Below are 20,194 nucleotides of genomic sequence, written 5' to 3' on the forward strand. Positions count from 1 at the left end.
CGTCTGATGAAAAAAATTAAAAAAACTTTACTCTTCTTATCACTGGCAACCGCTCTGACAGGTTGCGCTACAGCTCCACCCAAAAATAGTTCTAATTTGTGTGAAATATTCCGCGAGCATGATGACTGGTATGACGCTGCATCTGATATGCGTGATAAATGGGATGTGCCCATTCATGTGCCTATGGCGATGATGTATCAGGAAAGCAGCTTTAAACATGATGCGCAGCCTCCTATGGAGTATTGGTTTGGTTTTATTCCCGTCGGTCGTGCCAGCACAGCTTATGGTTATGCTCAGGTGAAAGACGAGACATGGGAAGATTATGGCCGTGAGACCGGCAGCTATTTTGCAGCCCGTTCCAACTTTGACGATGCGCTGGATTTTATGGGTTGGTATATCAATAAAAGCAGCCGTATCAATAAAGTGTCGAAGTCGGATGCCTATGCGCAGTACCTGAACTATCACGAAGGCTGGGGCGGTTATAAGCGTGGCAGCTACTATAAAAAGCGCTGGTTGATGGAAACCTCCCGCAAGGTACAACAACGCGCGACCATGTATCAAAATCAATTACAGAGCTGTGAAGAAGAATTTGAAAGCGGCTGGTTTTTTGGTTTATTTGGTTAACCGAACAGAGCCTTGTAAAGGATGACGGCATTGCAGGGGCGCGGTTTATCCGCGCCCGGCTCAAATTCCAATTCAATAGAGGTGAAGGCTGCCAGTTCAAGTACGACGGATATATTAGTCTTGTTGCAAATGAGGCATCAACCGCACTGTCTTAATCATATTATCCTGCACTTCGATAATCTCCATAGGGCACCCTGCCAGAGTTAAACCTAAACTGGCTTCCGGAATTTCTTCCAGATATTCTAATACCAGACCATTTAAGGTTTTAGGGCCGTCTGTTGGAAAGTTCAGCTGCATATCCCGGTTTAAATCCCGCAAGTTAATACCGCCGTCCACCAGATAACTGCCATCGGCCTGAGGCTGAATTTCATCATTCTGATTATCTGCGATATCTGTAGTGAAGTTACCTACTACTTCTTCGAGTATATCTTCTAAAGTCACCAAACCCTGAATATCACCGTATTCGTCGACCACCAGGCCTATGCGCTCTTTCGAGCTTTGAAACTTATGCAGTTGGGTATTCAGTGGGGTGTTTTCCGGAATAAAATAAATTTCCCGTACTGAACGTAATAAAGAAGCTTTATTCAGCTGCTCTTTTAGCGCCAGACGCGCTAATTCGCGGCTATGAATAAAACCTAATGCATCGTCAACGCTGTCGCGATACAACAAAATACGGTTGTGTTGGCTGTTAGACAGCTGACGCACTATATCTTTCCACTCGTCGTTGATATCCACCCCAACCAGCTCGTTACGGGGGATCATAATATCTTCGACTGTGGCTTTTTCTAAATCCAGTACCCCCACCAGCATACTTTGGTGATGCTGCGGAATAAGAGCGCCGGCTTCATGCACGACTGTACGCAGTTCTTCAGAGCTTAAGCTGCTGCCATGGTGTTGTTCAGCACTGACGCCCAGCCAGCCTAAAAAGGTATTACAAATTTTATTCAGTAACCAAACCACAGGATAAAGCACTTTCATCAGAGGTTTGAGGATCAGAGAACTTGGAAACGCCACTTTTTCAGGGTGTAAAGCCGCCAGAGTTTTTGGCGTGACTTCGCCAAAAATCAGGATGATCAGAGTCAGAGCCACAGTTGCTATCGCAATACCGTAGTCACCATACAAACGTAAACCAATTACTGTGCCTATAGCCGACGCTGCAATATTGACCAGATTATTCCCTACAAGAATTAATCCGATCAGCCGATCACGGCGGGCCAGCAATGCTGTAACGCGCATAGCCGCTTTATGCTGCTCATTAGCGAGGTGTTTAAGCTTGTATGGGTTCACCGACATCATGCCGGTTTCAGAAGCTGAGAAGAATGCGGAACATAACACCAGCAGGCCCAAAACGATAAAGAGGGTGCTGGTTGAGATCTCGTCCAAAAGTAATATACCTGTAGGGCTAATCGAAGTTATTTGATATTACGAACGGCCAGTCAAGTCAAGCCTTAATGGCCCACAACCAGAAAAAGCTGTTATCCGAGCCGGTCCAGTATTACTTCACGGACAAAACGACTGCCAAAATAAGCCAGGGTCAGCAAAATACTGCCGGTAAAGGTTAAAGCAATCGCCAGACGACCACGCCAACCTAATTGGGCATGGCCCCATAACAACACAACAAAGACCAGAAAAGCGATGGAACTCAATATGTTTTTGTGCAGGTTTTGCGCTGCCAGCCAGTTGTCAGTAAAAGCAGCACCACTGAATAAAGTTAAACCCAGCAATAAAGTACCCAGCAATAATACTCTGAACTGCAACTGCTCCACTTGAAGCAAAGGCGGTAAAAACTGATTGCCCAACATAAAATCTTTTTGTTTTAGTTTTTTGCTGATGTAGTGCACTTGCAGCGAATGCAAAGTGGCCACTATTAATAAGGTGTAAGCAATAAAAGCCACTATGATGTGCACCAGCAAAATAGGGTTGTGTTCAAAGTGCTGCATTTGTACTTCTGCAGGTAAAACTAAAATGGCCAGCTGAGTCAGGGCTGAAAAACCATAAACGATCGGCAGTAATAATACGGTAGGCGTACGAAGCGCTGTAATGGTAATAGCAGTGCTGATCAACCAGCACACCAATGAAATCACATTCAGCAGGCTAAAGTTCTGACCAGCGTCGGCAAAAATAGAATCAGCCAGAAACAACATATGGCAAACAATAGCCAATAAAGCTGCACTGAACATCAGTTTATAGTTAGGGCCTTGTGGATGTACCAAGCGGGACAATACCATGCCGGTTGCCAGCAAATAACCAACCAATGCCACACCGGGTAACAGCTCAACTAACATAAATCAGATCCTGTTGATTCGTGAATATTTAACATTCTATTGCAAATTACTCGCATTTGACAGCGCAAGCTTGTGTATTCAGAGTGACAGCTTCTACTCAGATGGCGGCTGACTCCTTTAACCAGCTGGGGTATAATCCGGCCATATTGTATATCAGGTGCTAAGTTATGTTTGAAAACCTGTCGGACCGCTTAACCAAAACGCTGAAGAACATCAGTGGTCGTGGTCGTTTAACTGAAGATAATATCAAAGAAACCTTACGTGAAGTGCGGATGGCGTTATTAGAAGCCGACGTAGCTTTGCCCGTGGTTCGTGACTTTGTTAATCAGGTCAAAGAGCGTTCTGTTGGCATTGAAGTCAGCAAAAGCCTGACGCCTGGTCAGGAATTCCTCAAAATCGTCCGTAAAGCATTAGAAGATGCGATGGGCGAAGCCAACGAAGAGCTGGCGTTAAATGTTCAGCCTCCTGCTGTGGTATTAATGGCTGGTTTACAAGGTGCGGGTAAAACCACTTCTGTGGCTAAGCTGGCCAAGTTCTTAAAAGAGCGGAAGAAGAAAAAAGTATTAGTGGTTTCTGCGGATATCTATCGTCCAGCCGCTATTAAACAGTTAGAGACGCTGGCGAAAGAAGTCGGTGTTGAATTTTTCCCAAGCGATGTTAGTCAGAAACCTATAGATATAGTAAACGCTGCTATAGCTCATGCCCGCCTGCAAATTTTTGATGTGCTGCTCGTCGACACCGCTGGTCGTCTGCATGTTGATGAAGAGATGATGGGCGAAATTAAAGCGCTGCATGCTGCGGTTAAACCTATCGAAACTCTGTTTGTAGTCGATGCCATGACAGGTCAGGATGCTGCCAATACAGCAAAAGCTTTTAATGAAGCTTTGCCTTTGACCGGTGTGATCTTGACCAAAGCCGATGGTGACGCCCGTGGTGGTGCTGCTTTATCTATTCGTCATATCACGGGTAAACCTATTAAGTTTATCGGTATGGGCGAAAAAACTGACGCTTTAGAGCCATTCCACCCAGATCGTATTGCCTCCCGTATTCTGGGTATGGGCGATATGATGAGCTTGATTGAACAAATCGAGCAGAAGGTCGATAAAGAACAAGCTGCTAAAGTTGCTGCCAAAGTTATGAAGGGGCAGGGCTTTAGTTTAGAAGACTTCCGTGACCAGCTCGTGCAGATGCGTAGCATGGGCGGCATGATGTCAATGCTGGATAAATTACCTGGCATGAAAAACTTACCTGCCGGTGCAATGGATCAGATGGGCAACAAGCAGTTCAATAAAATGGAAGCCATTATTAATTCCATGACGAAAAAAGAGCGCTTGTTTCCGGATTTGATTAAAGGTTCACGTAAAAAACGTATTGCCGCAGGTTCAGGCACCCAAGTGCAGGATGTGAACCAAATGCTGAAGCAATTTACCCAAATGCAGAAAATGATGAAGCAGATGTCGGGTAAAGGCGGTCTGATGAAGATGATGCGCGGTATGGGTGGCAAGTTACCACCTGGACTGTTACCTCCACGTTAACTCCTGCTCCGGCCCATTGCTGTCGGGTTTTGGCAAAAGCTGAAATATGCTGCCAAAGCCCGAAAAACCTTGCAATGCAGGCAAAAATCCGTACAATTCACCGACCCCACGGTCTGACCGCGGGGTTTGTTATTTTTTTAAATCCTGAACGATTATTAGAGGACGGTATGGTAACTATTCGTTTACAACGTGGTGGCGCGAAAAAGCGTCCATTTTACCAAGTTGTGGTAGCGGACAGCCGTTTTGCCCGTGATGGCCGCTTCATTGAGCGCGTGGGTTTTTTCAACCCAATCGCTAGCGGTACTGAAGAGCAAACGCGTATTGACTTAGAGCGTATCAACCACTGGGTATCGCAAGGCGCTTCTTTAAGCGACCGCGTTGCTTCATTGGTGAAAGCTGCTAAGAAAACTGCTGCTTAATAGCTAAAATAAATAAAGGTCGGAGTTTCACCTTGAACGGTAAAGATTTAGTTGTCTTAGGTAAGTTTGGTGCTGTTTACGGCATCAACGGGTGGCTAAAAGTAAACTCCTATACCGATATCCCGGAAGGGATTTTTGATTACACACCCTGGCAAATTCAAGTGCAGGGTAACTGGCGTCAAATGCAAATCTCCGGTAAAAAACGACATGGCAACGGCCTTATCGTAAAACTGGCAGACGTGGCTGATCGCGACCAGGCTCAACTCTACGTAAATGCGGATATCGCAGTAGAGCGTTCTGCATTGCCCCAGCTTGCTGAGGGTGATTTCTATTGGCGTGACCTGATGGGCATGTCTGTAGTGAACGAGGCTGGTTATCACTTAGGTGAAGTGGTCGACATGATGGAAACTGGCTCAAACGACGTTCTCGTTGTGAAAGCAAATAAATCCGATGCATTTGGCAAGACGGAGCGTTTACTCCCTTTCCTGACTGACTCTGTCATTAAGGAAGTGAATAACGCTGAAAGACGTATCTTAGTAGACTGGGATCCGGACTTTTAATGTCGCAGCAAGCTGGTTTGTGGGTTGGGGTTGTTACTCTGTTCCCGCAGATGTTTGATGCTATTACAAAGTTTGGTGTAACAAGCCGTGCTGTAAAGCAAGGGTTGTTACAGGTAGAGTGCTGGAATCCGCGGGATTATACTTCGGATAAACACAATACCGTCGATGATCGCCCCTTTGGAGGTGGTCCCGGAATGCTGATGATGGTTCAGCCGCTGACCGACGCTATTCGCGCCGCCAAGCAAGCTGCCGGAGGTAATGTACATACGGTGTATTTGTCGCCGCAAGGCCGCAAGTTAGACCAAAAAGGTGTACAGGAACTTTCACGTTACCCGAAACTGCTGTTAGTGGCAGGCCGTTACGAAGGCATTGATGAACGCGTAATTGAAACCGAAATTGACGAAGAATGGTCAATTGGGGATTACGTGCTGAGTGGAGGCGAGTTGCCTGCGATGACGCTGATTGATGCGGTATCGCGACTAGTACCAGGCGTACTGGGGCACGAAGAGTCGGCAGAACAGGATTCGTTTGCAACTGGTTTGTTAGACTGCCCACACTACACCAGACCTGCGGTGTTAGCAGACAAAGAGGTTCCACCGGTGTTGCTGAGTGGACACCATGAAAATATACGACGCTGGCGTCTGAAACAGGCTCTTGGTAGAACCTGGTTAAGACGGCCGGATATGTTAAATGCCCTGGCTCTGACTAAGGAGCAACGCAAATTACTGGATGAATTCCAATTGGAACACCAGGCGTTGCAGCAACACGATAGTTAATTCCAGGTAAAGTGAGATTGTTATGAGCAAAGTTAGCCAAAACATTATCAAGCAACTTGAAGACGAACAGTTAAAAACTGACGTGCCAGCATTTGGCCCAGGTGACACTGTAGTTGTTCAGGTTAAAGTGAAAGAAGGTGACAAAACCCGTCTGCAGGCTTACGAAGGCGTAGTTATCGCCAAACGTAACCGTGGTCTGCATTCAGCTTTCACAGTTCGTAAAATTTCCAACGGCGAAGGTGTTGAGCGTGTATTCCAGACGCACAGCCCTATGATTGACAGCATTACGCTGAAACGCCGTGGCGCAGTCCGCCGTGCCAAGCTTTACTACTTACGCGATCGTTCAGGTAAATCAGCGCGTATCCGCGAAAAGCTTAACTAAGCGACTGGAAAGGCTGACCTTGTGTCAGCCTTTTTTTTGGTCTGTACTTAGGGCATGCACACCGAACTGCAAGCCGATTTAGTTGCCGCACTCGAAGCTTTCCTGTTGTCCAGACAAGGAGAGATAAGCGAGCAGGAATTGCTGCACCAATTAAAAGCCTTTTTCCCCGAACCCAGAACCCTCGCTGTTGATTCCTTGTTATTCCAGCAACACTTTATTCTTTATCATCATTTGTTTGTATTGCAGGCGCAGTGGCAGCAGGAGCAAGTAGCCTTATTGCATATTGGTTATGCCAAAGTGATGGTCTACACAGTCACAGCACTGCCTGACAATTCGCTGGCTTTATGGCAAGAGCAGAGGGAAAAAGCCGCCTATTATCTGGACTGGCAGAATATGCGGGCTATGACGGATGATAAATTACAGGCTGTTTTGAATGAATTCTGGAAAAAGCTGGCGTTGTATCAGCAGAATAAAGCGCTCGACACTGGCTTATTGCAGCAAAAGTGGCAGTTAAGCCACCCTTATTCTGTAGCCCAGCTGAAAAAAGTGTACCGACAGCAGGCGCTGCGTTTGCATCCGGATAAGGGTGGTGATGCCGCCGCTTTTCAGCTGTTGCAGCAGGAATACCAATGGTTGCTGGCTGAGCTTTCTCTGTAAGGATGTCGCTAACTTAGCGTTTATCAATCACTTAGCAATATCCTCTTCTATCCATACTTTATAAAGCCCACTACAATAGCTGTATTGTGTTGCAACGCGACAAGGACCCTAAAGTGGATTCCGCCAGTTTTATTGAAAAACGCCGTTTTATCGTCAAGCTTGGCAAAATGCTGCATAAGTTTGGTACGCCGGCTTATCGTTTAGAAGCCCATTTGCAGGAAGTAGCAAAACTGCTGCAGATAGGGGGCTCTTTTGCTATTACGCCTACTGTGTTGACTTTTGTGCTTTGGATCCCAGGCGATGAAAATGAATACACTCATATCTCCCGTGTCACCCCAGGAGAGCTCGATCTAGGTGCTTTATCTTACACAGATGAACTGGTGGATGCGCTCGCCAGCAGCAAGCTGACGTTGCAGGATGTGAATCAGCGGCTGGATCAAATTGCAGCTGCACCTAACCCTTATTCACGCTGGGCTACCTTTACCGCTTATGGAGCCGCTGGGGGCGCTTTTGCCATGTTAATGCGGGCCAGCTGGCACGATGTATTCTGGGCCACAGTTTTGAGCCTAATCGTGTATTTGTTTGTACTCTGGTCGATGAAGTCGCGCCGGGTGGCTCATATGCTGGAGCCGTTAGTGGCTTTGGTCTCGGCCTTATTGGCAACCGCTGTCGCTGTTTATATTGATCCTATGATCAATGTGCCCTTAGTGGTTTTGTCCGCCATTATTGTCTTTATTCCTGGTCTGGCTTTAACTCTGGGATTAGCAGAGTTGGCGGCGCGTCATCTGGTCTCAGGCACAGCACGGGTGATGGATGCGGTTATGTTGCTGTTTAAGCTGTATTTTGGCGCCTTTTTAGGCATAGCTTTAGGGCAAGTATTATTTGGCCAAATTCCGCCGCAATTAGCGCCTTCAGTACCGCAGTGGACTAGCTGGCTGGCGGTCGCCATTTTATGTGGCAGTTTAGTGGTGGTGTTTAAAGCCCGACTGCGGCACGCACTTTGGGGGCTTGTCTCTGGTTTTATTGCTTACGCTGCCAGTTTATGGGGCGCTTATTACCTGGGATTAGCGTTAGGAGCTTTTGTTGGCGCTTTTGCGGTGGGTCTATACGGTAACTTATTTAACCGATTGATGAACGCACCGGCCAGCATAGTGTCTTTACAGGGCATGATAGTGCTGGTGCCTGGCAGTAAAACTTATATAGGTTTAAATGCTTTTGTTTCTGGTCAGCAGATGGTGTCAACCGACCAATTAGGGCAGCAAACCTTTTTAATTTTTATGTCGCTGGTGGCAGGGTTTATATTTGCTAACGTTGCTTTACCACCAAGAAAGTCGTTGTAGCAAATTCGATTTTCGTTATACCCAAAGTAATTGATGTTGCAGCGCGACGACAAGCGTTGGAGACCCCAGGAGCATAGTTGTCCTATGTTTCTATGGATTGAGGTGTATGCTCGCCAGAGACCAAAGTTAATCCGCTGAAATAAATGACTGGGGCGAGGAGCGCAGTCAACAAAGCAGCGGCTTCAAGTACGAAGGGTATAAAAAAATCGTCGGGAAACGATTTTTAACATTGGAGCGAAGCGACGATGGCCCGTAAGGGCATTTTGCAGGACAGCAAAATGTAAAAAGCTGCGATTAACGCAGCTCTTGTAATAACTTTTCTAAGCGGTCTTTTAAGTCACTGAATAACAGCGGCTTACGCATCAGTTGGACAGTGTCAGGTAAACCGCCCCCAGCTGCAATTTCTGCATCTGTTAAGGCTGTTACAACGATGATTTTCATATTCTCGTGGCGTGAAGATAACTTCAGTTCACGGATCATTTGAAAACCATCCAGTTCAGGCATCTGCAAATCTGTGATCAGAATTTGTGGTGCCCATTCGCCAATTTTTAATAAACCGGCTATACCGTTGGTAACAGATTGCAAACTGATAGGTAAACCCCAGGATTCAATTTGCAGGCTATAAAGTTGTTTGAGTAACTCATCATCTTCCGCCAAGAGAATGCGAACTGAATTATCAACAGGTTGAGTTTGATTTTTCAGCAGAAGGCGTTCGACAGAAGACTGAGTGACACGACGGTGACCACCTGGAGTTTTCCAGGCGTCCAGGGCACCTTTTTCCACCCATAACTGCACGGTGCGTAGAGAAACACCAAGTAAATCAGCAGCTTGTTGAGTCGACAGTAAAGGTTCTGTGTGTTTACTTTTGTTCATACGGGGCTAATGGGTATCATATTTTGTATTTTTATCAATTCTAGACGAGAACACAGGTCGCTGTCACTTTATTTTTTGTGATTTTCAACCGCTTTTTTTTCACTTATTGCTCCTGACCCTTTGACCTGAAAGGTAAAATAGTAGCACAAGGCTTTTGCGGCGGTTTTTGCGTCGTGCATAACTGTTCCAGGGCATCCTGCATCCGGCTCATTTCTGACAACATCAACTGATAAGCTCTGGTCAGCCGGACCAGTGGAGCTTTATAGCGTAATTGTTCTGACTGTAGCCTGAATAAAGTTTGCTGAATAGCTTTCCTACCTTTGTCGTCACTTTGTGCGTCAATCAATTCCTGATTCAATTTCCTTTGTAGCGCATCCAGCGCGGCAGGGTCTTGCTTTGCCATGCTGAGCAATTCGTCAAAAGCTGGCAGAGGTGAATAAGTGGATGCAGCCATGAACTAACCTATACAAAGAATGAGTGGTTAAGTTTTAGTGTAGACCATCCAATTCAGGCCGTTGTTCCTGCTGCTGTATAAGGTTTTACCGTTAAATAATTGGCGTGAGATCAGCCAATTAAAGGCAATTTAGCATTTTGTAATGAAATGTTTACTTTTTTGTGTTTCGTGAATTTTGGGTATGTTCCTTTATTTGTTTGGCTTTAAAGGTTGACTTGCCAGTAATTGGTTTTTAATATGTCCAAATTCGTAATTAATTAAATACGTGTTGTAAATATAAGTTTACTGGTGTTCTGCTTGCATTTATCAAGTAAAACCGGCGCTTTGGCAACGCATGATGCAAACAGGAGCATTGAAATGAGCAAGATTGTTGACGATTTACGTATAGTTTCGGAGCAGTTATTAAGCCCGCCCGCTGTGTTAAAGCAGGCTTTACCTTTATCCGGTGCAGGTTCTGACTTCATACAGAAATCCCGCCAGGAAATCGCCGATATAGTGCATGGCCGCGATCCACGTCTGTTAGTGATTACAGGTCCATGTTCTATTCACGATCCTGTATCCGCTATGGATTACGCCCGCCGTCTGAAACAGCTGCAACTGCAATACAAAGATACCTTGTACATTGTGATGCGGGTGTACTTTGAAAAACCCCGCACTACAGTTGGCTGGAAAGGTTTTATCAATGATCCGCATCTGGATGACTCCTTTGATCTGGAAACGGGATTAACCAAAGGTCGGCGTTTGCTACTGGATTTAGTCGAGATGGAGCTACCTGCGGCAACCGAAGCTTTAGATCCAATCAGTCCACAGTATTTATCTGATTTAATCAGCTGGGCTGCAGTCGGAGCTCGCACCGTGGAGTCGCAAACTCACCGTGAAATGGCCAGCGGTTTATCAATGCCGGTCGGTTTTAAAAATGGCACAGATGGTAATTTAAATATTGCGCTTAATGCGCTGCAATCAGCTGCCAGCGGTCACAGTTTTATTGGTATTAACCAAAAAGGCCAGGTGTCTTTGGTACAAACTGCCGGCAACCCGGATGGTCATGTGATTTTACGCGGTGGCACCAAACCTAATTACGACGAAGACAGTGTACAGGCGGCTTTAGCAGCGCTGCGTAAACACGGTTTACCTGAAGGCTTGGTGATTGACTGCAGTCATGGCAACTCCAGTAAAGATCACAACAGACAAGGTCTTGTCGCTCAGTCGGTGATTGAGCAGCGCGTCAAAGGCAATAAAGCCATTATTGGCATTATGCTGGAAAGCCATATTCATGCGGGTCGGCAGGATTTAGTGGATGGCAAAGCTGAGCTCTATGGTGTATCTGTAACTGATGCTTGTATTGACTGGGCTAGTACTGCAGGTTTATTGGCGGATCTGAATCAACAGCTCTCGTCACTGGAGTCGGCAGAAGAACCATCAGAACAATCATCACGTGAAGTTGCAGCCTGAGAACGACAGATGAATGATGTAGTAAGCGCACTGAACATACAAGACCCTATGGCAGCTTTGCTGCCGTTGCGTCAGCAGATTGATCAACTCGACAGTCAACTGGTCGAGTTATTGGCCAAAAGAGCGGCTGTCACGGCAGAAGTAGGGCGGGTAAAGCAGCAGTTTGCTTTGCCTTTGTATGTGCCTGAACGTGAACAGGCTTTGATTAAAGCACGTCGCCAGCAGGCTGAAGAGGCTGGTGTCTCAGCTGATTTAATTGAAGATGTATTACGCCGTGTGATGCGTGAGTCTTACCAGACTCAGGAAGCAGGTTTTGTATGCTGTCGAACATCAGGCGATAAAGTCGTGGTAGTGGGTGGTGCCGGAGCTTTAGGCCAACGTTTTGTCAGCTTATTCCGACGCTCTGGTTATCTGGTTGAAGTGCTGGAGCAAGATAACTGGCATCAGGCGAAAGATATGGTGCAAGGTGCGGCTTTAGTGCTGATTGCGGTGCCTATAGCTGTGACTGAACAGGTGATAGCGCAGTTGCCTGAATTGGACACCGATACTGTACTTGCCGATTTAACCAGTACCAAAACCGGGCCTTTGAGCGCTATGTTGGCGAAACACAGTGCTGCTGTGGTGGGGTTACACCCTATGTTTGGCCCTGACATCAGCAATATAGCCAAGCAAGTCGTTGTGGTCAGTCATGGCCGCGATGCTGAAAAGTACCAGTGGCTTATTCAACAATTCAAAGTCTGGGGCGCTGTACTGACAGAAAAATCTGCGCAGCAGCATGATGAACTGATGCAGCTTATTCAGGCAATGCGCCATTTCAGCTCTTTAGTCTACGGCGTGCATTTGGCAGAAGAGCAGGCAGATTTGCAGCAGTTGCTGGAATTGAGTTCCCCTATTTACCGGCTGGAACTGGCGATGGTAGGCAGACTCTTTGCACAAAATGCTGAGCTTTACGCTGACATTATGTTGTCATCCAGTGCAGTCACAGGTTTATTGCAACGTTATCAGCACCGTTTTAATCAATTATCACACTTGCTCGCTGCGCGGGATAAAGCAGGTTTAATGGCGGAGTTTGCGAAAGGCCAGCAGTTTTTTGGACCCTTGGCTGATCAGTTTTTGCAGGAAAGCCGCCGTTTGTTACAAAAAGCTTCGGATGAACGCAGTTAAAGTGTATTTCCTCAAGTACTTTCGGTTATATACCCAAAGCAATTGGAGTTGCAGTGCGGCGGCAAGCGAGCGAGACCCCATGAGCATAGATACACTATGCGATTGGGGCGAGTAGCGCAGCCAACAATGCTGCGGCTTCAAGTGGGAAGGGTATACAGCAACTAAAGCTGGCTCATTTCCTTACCGCGCTTTACACTCAAATCTGATGAACACTTTTATCTATCTGGAAAGTCATTGATTTCACTTTGGTTTCGTAAGCTGCTGAGCATTGTAAAATACCTGATTATTCTGGCATTAAGCTTGGTGCTGCTGTTTGCTTTTATGCCAGTGCCTGTCACAGGTGTGATGATTGAACGGCAAATTCAGGCGCTGTGGAATAATCATAAGAGTTATGAGTTGCAACATGACTGGGTGCCTTTTGAGCAAATTTCCGACGCGATGAAACAAGCTGTTGTTGCTGCTGAAGATCAAAAGTTTCCTGATCATTATGGTTTTGATACAGTTGCTATTGAAAAGGCATTGGAATACAACAGTAAAGGCCGGAAAGTGCGTGGCGCTTCTACTATCAGTCAACAAACGGCAAAAAATGTATTTTTATGGACAGGTCGTAGCTGGTTTCGCAAAGGACTGGAGCTGGTCTTTACCGGTTTGATTGAGCTGACCTGGGGCAAAGAACGCATTTTAGAAGTCTATTTAAACAGTGTGGAGTTTGGTCCTGGTATTTTTGGTGTCGAAGCCGCCGCCCAGAAGTTTTTTAAGCGTCCTGCCAGCACCTTGAGTCGTCATCAGGCTGCGCTGCTAGCCGCTGTTTTGCCTAATCCATTGCGCTTTAAAGTACAAAGTCCTTCGCCTTATGTCTATAAACGCCAGCAATGGATTTTAAAACAAATGAGGCAATTAGCCCCGATAGAGCAGCGGTTTGCTGATAATTAAATCTAGTATGACTTTTTCATGACTTTCGTGTGACTCTTCGATGAAGATTTCTGATTTTTAACGCTTTTTCGATGCAAACTTTGCTCAGGCTGTTTAGGATCTGCCGCAACTGAAGAGTTGAAGCGGAGTTTGATCATGGGCAAAAGAACATCTGAATTTATGCGCTCTGTGCATATAAAAACTATCCAGGCAGATTTGCAGCAAGGCAAAAGCACGGAAGAAGCTATGCAGCATCTGAGGTTTGTCGGTGTCTGTGAGGATGAGTTGATGGATTTACTGCTTGAGGCGGGTTATAGCACTGAACAACACTCAGTGGCTGGCTCAGAATACTCCAGCATCTGAGCTTCAGATCTTTTTTACAAAGATAAAAATGCAAAAAAGCAGGGACTGCATGCAGTCCCTGAATCGCAAGGTATAGAACAGGAATAGAGCTGCGTCTTACTGCAGCCACAGCTAAGATGCTCAAAAGCTGTGTCAGTTCTGTGACACTCAGCGCTTCTGCTCTGGTGAATACGTATTCAACTGATATTTTTAACTGATTTGGGTAATTTCTGATTTTTATGCAGGAAAAACAGGTCGGATTAGAGGAATTTTCTGCAAAATAAAGTATCCTTTGCGCACTTTTAACCGGCTTGGGGTACTCCATGCGTTTTTACTTTCCTCTGATCATCATTGATGAAGATTTCAGAACCGAAAATACCAGTGGTTCAGGAATTCGTGAACTGGCTGCAGCTATTGAAGCCGAAGGCATGGATGTAGTGGGTTATACCAGTTATGGTGACCTGACCTCTTTTGCTCAACAACAAAGCCGGGCCGCTGGTTTTATTTTGTCTATTGATGACGAAGAATTTGGTGGTGGCTCTGTGGAAGACAGCCAATCGGTGCTGGAAAACCTGAAAGGTTTTGTTGATAAAATCCGTCATCGCAATCCGGATATTCCAATTTATCTGTACGGTGAAACCCGCACTTCTCGCCATATCCCTAATGCCATTTTGCGTGAACTGCATGGTTTTATTCATATGCACGAAGACACGCCAGAGTTTGTGGCGCGGCATATTATCCGTGAAGCCAAAAGTTATTTAGATACCCTGGCTCCACCGTTTTTCCGTGCTTTAACCAACTATGCACAAGATGGTTCGTACTCCTGGCACTGTCCTGGACACTCAGGTGGTGTTGCCTTTTTAAAATCGCCTGTAGGTCAGATGTTCCACCAGTTTTTTGGTGAAAACATGTTACGTGCTGATGTCTGTAACGCGGTCGATGAATTAGGTCAGTTGCTGGATCACACTGGTCCTGTAGCAGCTTCTGAGCGCAATGCCGCTCGTATTTTTAACGCCGACCATTTATTTTTTGTGACCAACGGCACGTCAACCTCCAACAAAATTGTCTGGAACTCCACAGTAGCTCCGGGTGACATAGTGGTTGTTGACCGTAACTGCCATAAATCTATTTTGCACGCCATTATGATGACGGGCGCTGTGCCGGTGTTCTTAATGCCAACGCGCAACCATTACGGCATCATTGGTCCTATTCCACGTAGTGAGTTTGAACCTGCAACTATCCGTAAGAAGATGATGGCAAACCCATTCTGCCGTGAGAAACTGGAACAAAATCCAGATGTTAAACCACGGGTTTTGACTATTACTCAGTCGACTTATGATGGCGTCTTGTATAACGTCGAAGAAATTAAGTCGATGCTCGACGGCGAAATCGAAACTCTGCACTTTGATGAAGCCTGGTTACCTCATGCAGCTTTCCACGATTTTTATGGTGACTACCATGCCATAGGTGAAGGCCGTCCGCGTTGTGAAACTTCGATGGTGTTCTCGACTCAGTCGACGCACAAACTGTTGGCCGGTATTTCACAGGCATCACAAATCCTGGTGCAGGACGCGAAACAGAACAAGCTGGATCAGCATTTGTTTAACGAAGCCTACCTGATGCATACCTCAACCAGTCCACAGTACGCCATTATCGCCTCCTGTGACGTGGCTGCTGCCATGATGGAAGCGCCAGGTGGTACAGCCTTAGTGGAAGAGTCACTGGACGAAGCTTTAGAATTCCGTCGTGCTATGCGTAAAGTGGACGACGAATACGGTGATGACTGGTGGTTCAAGGTGTGGGGGCCGGATGATTTAACAGACGAAGGTCTGGATCACCGCGATGCCTGGATGTTAAAAGCGGGTGAAAGCTGGCATGGTTTCGGTGATATTGCCGAAGGTTTTAACCTGCTCGACCCAATCAAAGCGACCATTTTAACGCCTGGTTTAAACGTAGACGGCGACTTTGATGATTCAGGTATTCCGGCTGCTATCGTAGCTAAATACTTGTCTGAACACGGTGTCGTCATTGAAAAAACCGGTCTGTACTCGTTCTTCATTATGTTCACCATCGGCATAACCAAAGGCCGCTGGAATACCATGGTGACAGCGCTGCAGCAGTTTAAAGACGATTACGATAAAAACGCCCCTCTGTGGCGGGTATTGCCTGAGTTTATCGCCAAGTACCCACAGTACGAACGTATTGGCTTAAAAGATTTATGTGACCAAATTCACCAGATTTACCGTGAAAACAACGTCGCTAAGATGACCACTGAGATGTATTTGTCTGAGCTGGTACCAGCCATGAAACCATCCAAAGCTTTTGCCGCTATGGCACATAAAGAGCTGGATCGGGTGCCGCTGGATGATCTGATAGGCCGCATTACCGCCGTGATGTTAACACCTTACCCACCAGGTATCCCACTGTTGGTGCCGGGTGAAGTGTTTAATACCATCATTGTGGATTACCTGAAATTCGCCCGCGAATTTAATGGTTCTTTCCCAGGCTTCGAGACCTATATTCATGGTCTGGTTTGTGAAGAACGTAACGGTAAAAAAGAATACTTTGTTGATTGCGTAAAGGCTCAATAAGTCACAGGGTCAGAGCCTTGGCTCTGACCCTCATATTGAATTTTGAGACCTGATTTGCGGGTCAGAGCTGATACCTCTGACCCCTAGCTATAACTGATAACAATGGCAAATCGCTTGCCAGGCTTGTTCCGGTGTATCGACAAACTGGATCAGCTGCATATCTTCCGCTCTGATCAGTCCTTCCTCGACCAGCAGGTCAAAGTTAATCAAACGGCTCCAAAAGTTTTTGTCATACAGGATCACAGGCACTGTATTGGCTTTGCCGGTTTGCAATAACGTCAGGGTTTCGAACAGCTCATCCAAAGTACCAAAACCACCAGGGAAGGCGACTAAAGCCCGTGCACGTTGTAAAAAGTGCATTTTGCGAATGGCAAAATAGTGGAACCGAAAGCAAAATTGGGGCGTGATATAAGGGTTGGGTTTTTGCTCGTGCGGCAGCACTATGTTCAGGCCAATACTTTGACCGCCCGCCTGATAGGCGCCTTTGTTCGCTGCTTCCATGACACCAGGGCCCCCACCGCTGATAATCATCAAGGAAGTATCAGGGCAGCTTTGGCTATGCTCTGTCACAATACGTGAAAACTGCGCCGCAGCTTCATAATAGGCACTGTTTTTGAGCTGACGCTCCGCCACTTTGAGCTTTTGCTGCAGTTCCAAAGCTTCAGGGTATTGCGCCAATTGAGTCCTGGCTTCGGCCACCATTTGTTCAGCCTGTTGACGCGATACAAAGCGGGCGCTGCCAAAGACTACCACTGTGGCTTTAATTTGATTTTGTTCGAGGATCAGCTGGGGTTTTAAATACTCCAGTTGTAAACGCACATGCCGTAATTCGTCCTGCATTAAAAAGTCATTGTCCGCAAAAGCGAGTCGATAGGATGGATGCTCAAGTAAATCCTGACTTTGCTGTTCTGTCGCTTCTCGGGCAGAACTCAGATGGCGTTGATACAGGGGGATGTCACCAGACATAAAGATGCTCCTCAGATCTTAAATCTATATATACCCACATAAGCTAACACATTGTTGATATAGGCCAATCTTTTAACACTTCAGTTCAGCTATAACATAGATAGAACAGGACAAGAGGAGAACGCTTTATGCCATTAGATGCCAGTTTAACCTTTTTAGGGGCCGCAGAGCAGGTCACAGGCTCTTGTTATCTGTTGAAGCTGCAAGACCAACAAATTTTGCTGGACTGTGGCATGACTCAGGGCGAAAACCAAATCACCGAATGGAATAAATTCCGTTTTGCCTTTCGCCCCAAAGATATCGACTACGTGATTTTGTCGCACGCTCATATAGACCATAGTGGTTTATTGCCATTGCTGGTGGCTAAAGGCTTTCAGGGCAAAATTTATTGTACTCAGGGCACGGCCTTATTGCTGGGCGTGTTATTAAAAGATTCAGTGCATCTGTATTTAAAAGATCTGGAATGGCAAAACAAGCAGTTGGCACGACAAGGTAAAAAGCTGCTGGATCCAGTCATGGCGGTACAGGATGTAGAGCTGGTGTTGGAGTGCTGTCATCCGGTAGGGTACAAGCAAAAAGTCACAGTCTGTGAAGGGCTGGAGCTGGAGTTTTTGGATGCGGGTCATATTCTTGGTTCTGCCATAGTGCAGCTTGCAATCAAGCAAGGCAAGGCGATGCGTCAGTTGGTATTTTCCGGTGATTTGGGTAACCCTGCTACAGTGCTGATGCCAGATCCAAGCCCGGTGAAAACGGCTGATCTGGTGCTGATGGAAAGTACCTATGGCGATCGCAACCACCAGCCATTACAAAACACTTTAGAAGAATTTGCTACTGCGCTGGAAGAAGCACATAAAGCAGGCGGCAATGTGTTTATTCCGGCTTTTGCTTTGGGCCGTAGTCAGGAAATATTGTATTACCTTGGGCTTTTGTACCATCAAGGCCGGTTGAAACAAAAAATGGTGGTGCTGGACAGTCCTATGGCGATAGAGATCACCAAAATCTACAGCGAGCTGATGGCTGAGTTTGATCGCAAAGACACCAAAGTGCTGCAGGGATATGGCGCCCGTGACTTGCAATCCTTTTTGCCTATCTTGCGCCTTGCGTCCAGTATGGAAGAATCGATGGCATTAAACCGGGTCAGTGGCGGTGCTATTGTCATTGCAGGTTCTGGCATGTGTAATGGGGGCCGTATTGTGCATCATTTAAAACACAACTTATGGAAAAGTAGCAATCATCTGATTTTTGTCGGTTTTCAGGCCAAAGGTACTTTAGGTCGTCGACTGGTCGATGGCGAAAAGCGGGTGAAGTTGTTTGGGCAGAATATAGCAGTCAAAGCCACAGTCCATACCATAGGTGGATTTTCCGCTCACGCTGGTCAGGATGAGTTAGTAGGCTGGGCCAGAATGATTGGCGGCCAGCCACGATTTTATCTGGTGCACGGAGAACCTAAAGCTCAGCAGGCGCTGCAGAGCCGTATGATGGACTACGGTCTGCATTGCCAGATTGCCGAAAAAGGTCAGCAAATTAAACTATAAGGGTCGTTGCGTCACTACTGTTGGGCTGACATCTTCACTTGGATAGCAGCCCAATACTTTGACAAAACGGGTGATGCGGTTCAGTTCATCCAAAGCGCGGGTCATGGCGTAATCGCCTAAATTGGCAAATACATCAACATAAAACATCTCTTCCCATGGATTGCCAGGAATAGGGCGTGATTCCAGTTTACCCATGCTGATGCCGTGTTGTTTCAGCACTGTTAAGGCATCGACTAAAGCGCCGGGCTGCTGGCCTGTGTACATAATAAAAGTGGTTTTTGCTGGTATGGCTTTCGCTACATTAATAGCTTTGCGCGCCACCACAATAAAACGACTGGCGTTGTCTTTTTGGTTGGCTAAACCGCGGCCTAACACTTCTAAACCATACAACTTGCCACCTTCTTCACCGCCAATAGCCACTACAGATTTATCCTGAGCTTTACGCACCCGCTCAAAGGCATCAGAGGAAGCATCACAGTATTCAATTTTAACGTTGGATAAGCCTTGTAAATAATTACTGCACTGGGCTATGACCTGAGGGTGAGCGCAAATCTGACGGATTTTACTCAATTCTGTGCCTTCCACTCCCAACAAACAGTGTTCGATAGGGTGGGTCAGTTCGCCGACTATCGACAAACGGGTGTGCTGCAGCAAGTCGTAGACTTCGTTGATACTACCGGATGAGGTGTTTTCGATAGGCAACACTGCATAGTCGGCATGACCTGTTTCTACCGCCTGCACTATTTCGTTAAAACTATCACAGCCAATTTCAATCAGCTTTTCAGCACGGCGCGTGAAGTACTTTTGAGTGGCCCAGTAGCTGTATGAACCCTGACGGCCTAAAAAGGCGACACGACAGACAGGACCATTGTCGCCATTCAGTTGCCCTTGCACTTTGGCTTGCTGCTGCAGCACTGAGTCTTCAATAATCACATGGTAAATTTTAGTGACGTACTGAGCGTCCAGGCCTAGTGTTTTGCCACGTTCAATCAGTGACACCAGCAACTCTTCTTCCCGTTTCTGATCGCGAATAGGTTTGTTTTGTGCCAGTTTGGCATCGGCTACGCTTAAGGCGAGCTGGCGTCGGGTGGCCAACAATTGCAGCAAGTCTTTATCTGTACTGCTGATCTGCTGGCGAATGTGGTCTAAATCTATGCTCATAAAAGCGTCCTTTAAGCTAAAAAAAACCTCCCGATGGTGGGAGGTTTTTTGGTTTATCACGCGCGCGCGACTTACCGCCTCCCCGTTGGGGTGGTAAAGAGGCGAAAAAAGCGTGCGATCTGAATTTGTTTCATGGCCACCACAATAGTAAGTCTGGACGTCTAAA

Annotated in this window: 20 protein-coding genes; 14 read left to right on the forward strand and 6 right to left on the reverse strand. The window is 46.5% G+C overall.

Annotated features, from left to right (window positions below):
• Positions 1-6: 6 nt before the first annotated feature.
• Complete coding sequence (locus OM978_RS04420) at positions 7-624, forward strand: hypothetical protein (RefSeq protein ID WP_264345700.1); 618 nt, start codon at positions 7-9, stop codon at positions 622-624.
• A 114-nt stretch (positions 625-738) separates the two neighbouring features.
• On the opposite strand, the gene OM978_RS04425 is transcribed toward OM978_RS04420, so the two are convergent.
• Together OM978_RS04425 and OM978_RS04430 are read right to left on the reverse strand one after the other, a co-directional pair.
• On the reverse strand, positions 739-2,007 hold the full coding sequence (locus tag OM978_RS04425; protein WP_264345701.1) for an HlyC/CorC family transporter: 1,269 nt from the start codon (positions 2,005-2,007) through the stop codon (positions 739-741).
• Positions 2,008-2,099: 92 nt separating this feature from the next.
• Positions 2,100-2,909, reverse strand: a complete 810-nt coding sequence (locus OM978_RS04430; protein WP_264345702.1) for an inner membrane protein YpjD — start codon at positions 2,907-2,909, stop codon at positions 2,100-2,102.
• Positions 2,910-3,076: 167 nt separating this feature from the next.
• On the opposite strand from OM978_RS04430, the gene ffh reads away from it, so the two are divergent.
• From ffh to OM978_RS04465, 7 genes are all read left to right on the forward strand, one after another.
• Positions 3,077-4,444, forward strand: coding sequence for a signal recognition particle protein (ffh, locus tag OM978_RS04435; protein WP_264345703.1), 1,368 nt, complete (start codon positions 3,077-3,079; stop codon positions 4,442-4,444).
• A gap of 167 nt (positions 4,445-4,611) precedes the next feature.
• Positions 4,612-4,863 (forward strand): 30S ribosomal protein S16, encoded by a 252-nt coding sequence (gene rpsP / locus OM978_RS04440; protein ID WP_008898077.1) that lies wholly within the window; start codon positions 4,612-4,614, stop codon positions 4,861-4,863.
• Positions 4,864-4,895: 32 nt separating this feature from the next.
• Entirely contained in the window at positions 4,896-5,423 is a 528-nt protein-coding gene (rimM, locus tag OM978_RS04445; protein WP_233078676.1) for a ribosome maturation factor RimM, read from the forward strand.
• Complete coding sequence (trmD, locus tag OM978_RS04450) at positions 5,423-6,199, forward strand: tRNA (guanosine(37)-N1)-methyltransferase TrmD (protein ID WP_413690909.1); 777 nt, start codon at positions 5,423-5,425, stop codon at positions 6,197-6,199. The genes rimM and trmD overlap by 1 nt, the downstream gene beginning before the upstream one ends.
• A 22-nt stretch (positions 6,200-6,221) precedes the next feature.
• Complete coding sequence (rplS, locus tag OM978_RS04455; protein ID WP_008898080.1) at positions 6,222-6,581, forward strand: 50S ribosomal protein L19; 360 nt, start codon at positions 6,222-6,224, stop codon at positions 6,579-6,581.
• Between the two features lie 54 nt (positions 6,582-6,635).
• Entirely contained in the window at positions 6,636-7,238 is a 603-nt protein-coding gene (locus OM978_RS04460) for a DNA-J related domain-containing protein (protein ID WP_264345704.1), read from the forward strand.
• A 113-nt stretch (positions 7,239-7,351) separates the two neighbouring features.
• Positions 7,352-8,578 carry a threonine/serine ThrE exporter family protein gene (locus tag OM978_RS04465; protein WP_264345705.1) on the forward strand — a complete coding sequence of 409 codons (1,227 nt, stop codon included), beginning with the start codon at positions 7,352-7,354 and terminating at the stop codon, positions 8,576-8,578.
• 294 nt (positions 8,579-8,872) lie between these two features.
• Here OM978_RS04465 and OM978_RS04470 read toward each other — a convergent pair whose 3' ends face one another.
• Both OM978_RS04470 and OM978_RS04475 read right to left on the reverse strand, forming a co-directional pair.
• Positions 8,873-9,451 carry a response regulator gene (locus OM978_RS04470; RefSeq protein WP_264345706.1) on the reverse strand — a complete coding sequence of 193 codons (579 nt, stop codon included), beginning with the start codon at positions 9,449-9,451 and terminating at the stop codon, positions 8,873-8,875.
• Positions 9,452-9,554: 103 nt separating this feature from the next.
• Complete coding sequence (locus OM978_RS04475) at positions 9,555-9,905, reverse strand: DUF3135 domain-containing protein (protein WP_264345707.1); 351 nt, start codon at positions 9,903-9,905, stop codon at positions 9,555-9,557.
• A gap of 357 nt (positions 9,906-10,262) precedes the next feature.
• On the opposite strand from OM978_RS04475, the gene OM978_RS04480 reads away from it, so the two are divergent.
• The 5 genes from OM978_RS04480 (at position 10,263) to OM978_RS04500 (ending at position 16,366) form a co-directional block, all read left to right on the forward strand.
• On the forward strand, positions 10,263-11,357 hold the full coding sequence (locus OM978_RS04480) for a 3-deoxy-7-phosphoheptulonate synthase (RefSeq protein WP_264345708.1): 1,095 nt from the start codon (positions 10,263-10,265) through the stop codon (positions 11,355-11,357).
• A gap of 9 nt (positions 11,358-11,366) precedes the next feature.
• Entirely contained in the window at positions 11,367-12,521 is a 1,155-nt protein-coding gene (tyrA, locus tag OM978_RS04485; protein ID WP_264345709.1) for a bifunctional chorismate mutase/prephenate dehydrogenase, read from the forward strand.
• A gap of 234 nt (positions 12,522-12,755) precedes the next feature.
• Entirely contained in the window at positions 12,756-13,454 is a 699-nt protein-coding gene (gene mtgA, locus OM978_RS04490) for a monofunctional biosynthetic peptidoglycan transglycosylase (protein WP_264345710.1), read from the forward strand.
• A 135-nt stretch (positions 13,455-13,589) separates the two neighbouring features.
• Entirely contained in the window at positions 13,590-13,796 is a 207-nt protein-coding gene (locus OM978_RS04495) for a hypothetical protein (protein ID WP_264345711.1), read from the forward strand.
• 302 nt (positions 13,797-14,098) lie between these two features.
• Positions 14,099-16,366, forward strand: a complete 2,268-nt coding sequence (locus tag OM978_RS04500; protein WP_264345712.1) for an arginine/lysine/ornithine decarboxylase — start codon at positions 14,099-14,101, stop codon at positions 16,364-16,366.
• 87 nt (positions 16,367-16,453) lie between these two features.
• On the opposite strand, the gene OM978_RS04505 is transcribed toward OM978_RS04500, so the two are convergent.
• Positions 16,454-17,332, reverse strand: a complete 879-nt coding sequence (locus OM978_RS04505) for a TIGR00730 family Rossman fold protein (protein WP_264345713.1) — start codon at positions 17,330-17,332, stop codon at positions 16,454-16,456.
• Positions 17,333-17,460: 128 nt separating this feature from the next.
• On the opposite strand from OM978_RS04505, the gene OM978_RS04510 reads away from it, so the two are divergent.
• The gene (locus tag OM978_RS04510) at positions 17,461-18,867 is read left to right on the forward strand and encodes an MBL fold metallo-hydrolase RNA specificity domain-containing protein (RefSeq protein ID WP_264345714.1); all 1,407 of its coding nucleotides are present in this window, start codon (positions 17,461-17,463) and stop codon (positions 18,865-18,867) included.
• Here OM978_RS04510 and OM978_RS04515 read toward each other — a convergent pair.
• The gene (locus tag OM978_RS04515; protein WP_264345715.1) at positions 18,862-20,028 is read right to left on the reverse strand and encodes a chorismate mutase; all 1,167 of its coding nucleotides are present in this window, start codon (positions 20,026-20,028) and stop codon (positions 18,862-18,864) included. The two genes, OM978_RS04510 and OM978_RS04515, sit on opposite strands and share 6 nt — an antisense overlap.
• Positions 20,029-20,194 lie beyond the last annotated feature (166 nt).

The sequence above is a fragment of the Rheinheimera sp. MM224 genome, from assembly GCF_947090785.1.
In the GTDB taxonomy this organism is placed as follows: Bacteria; Pseudomonadota; Gammaproteobacteria; order Enterobacterales; family Alteromonadaceae; genus Pararheinheimera.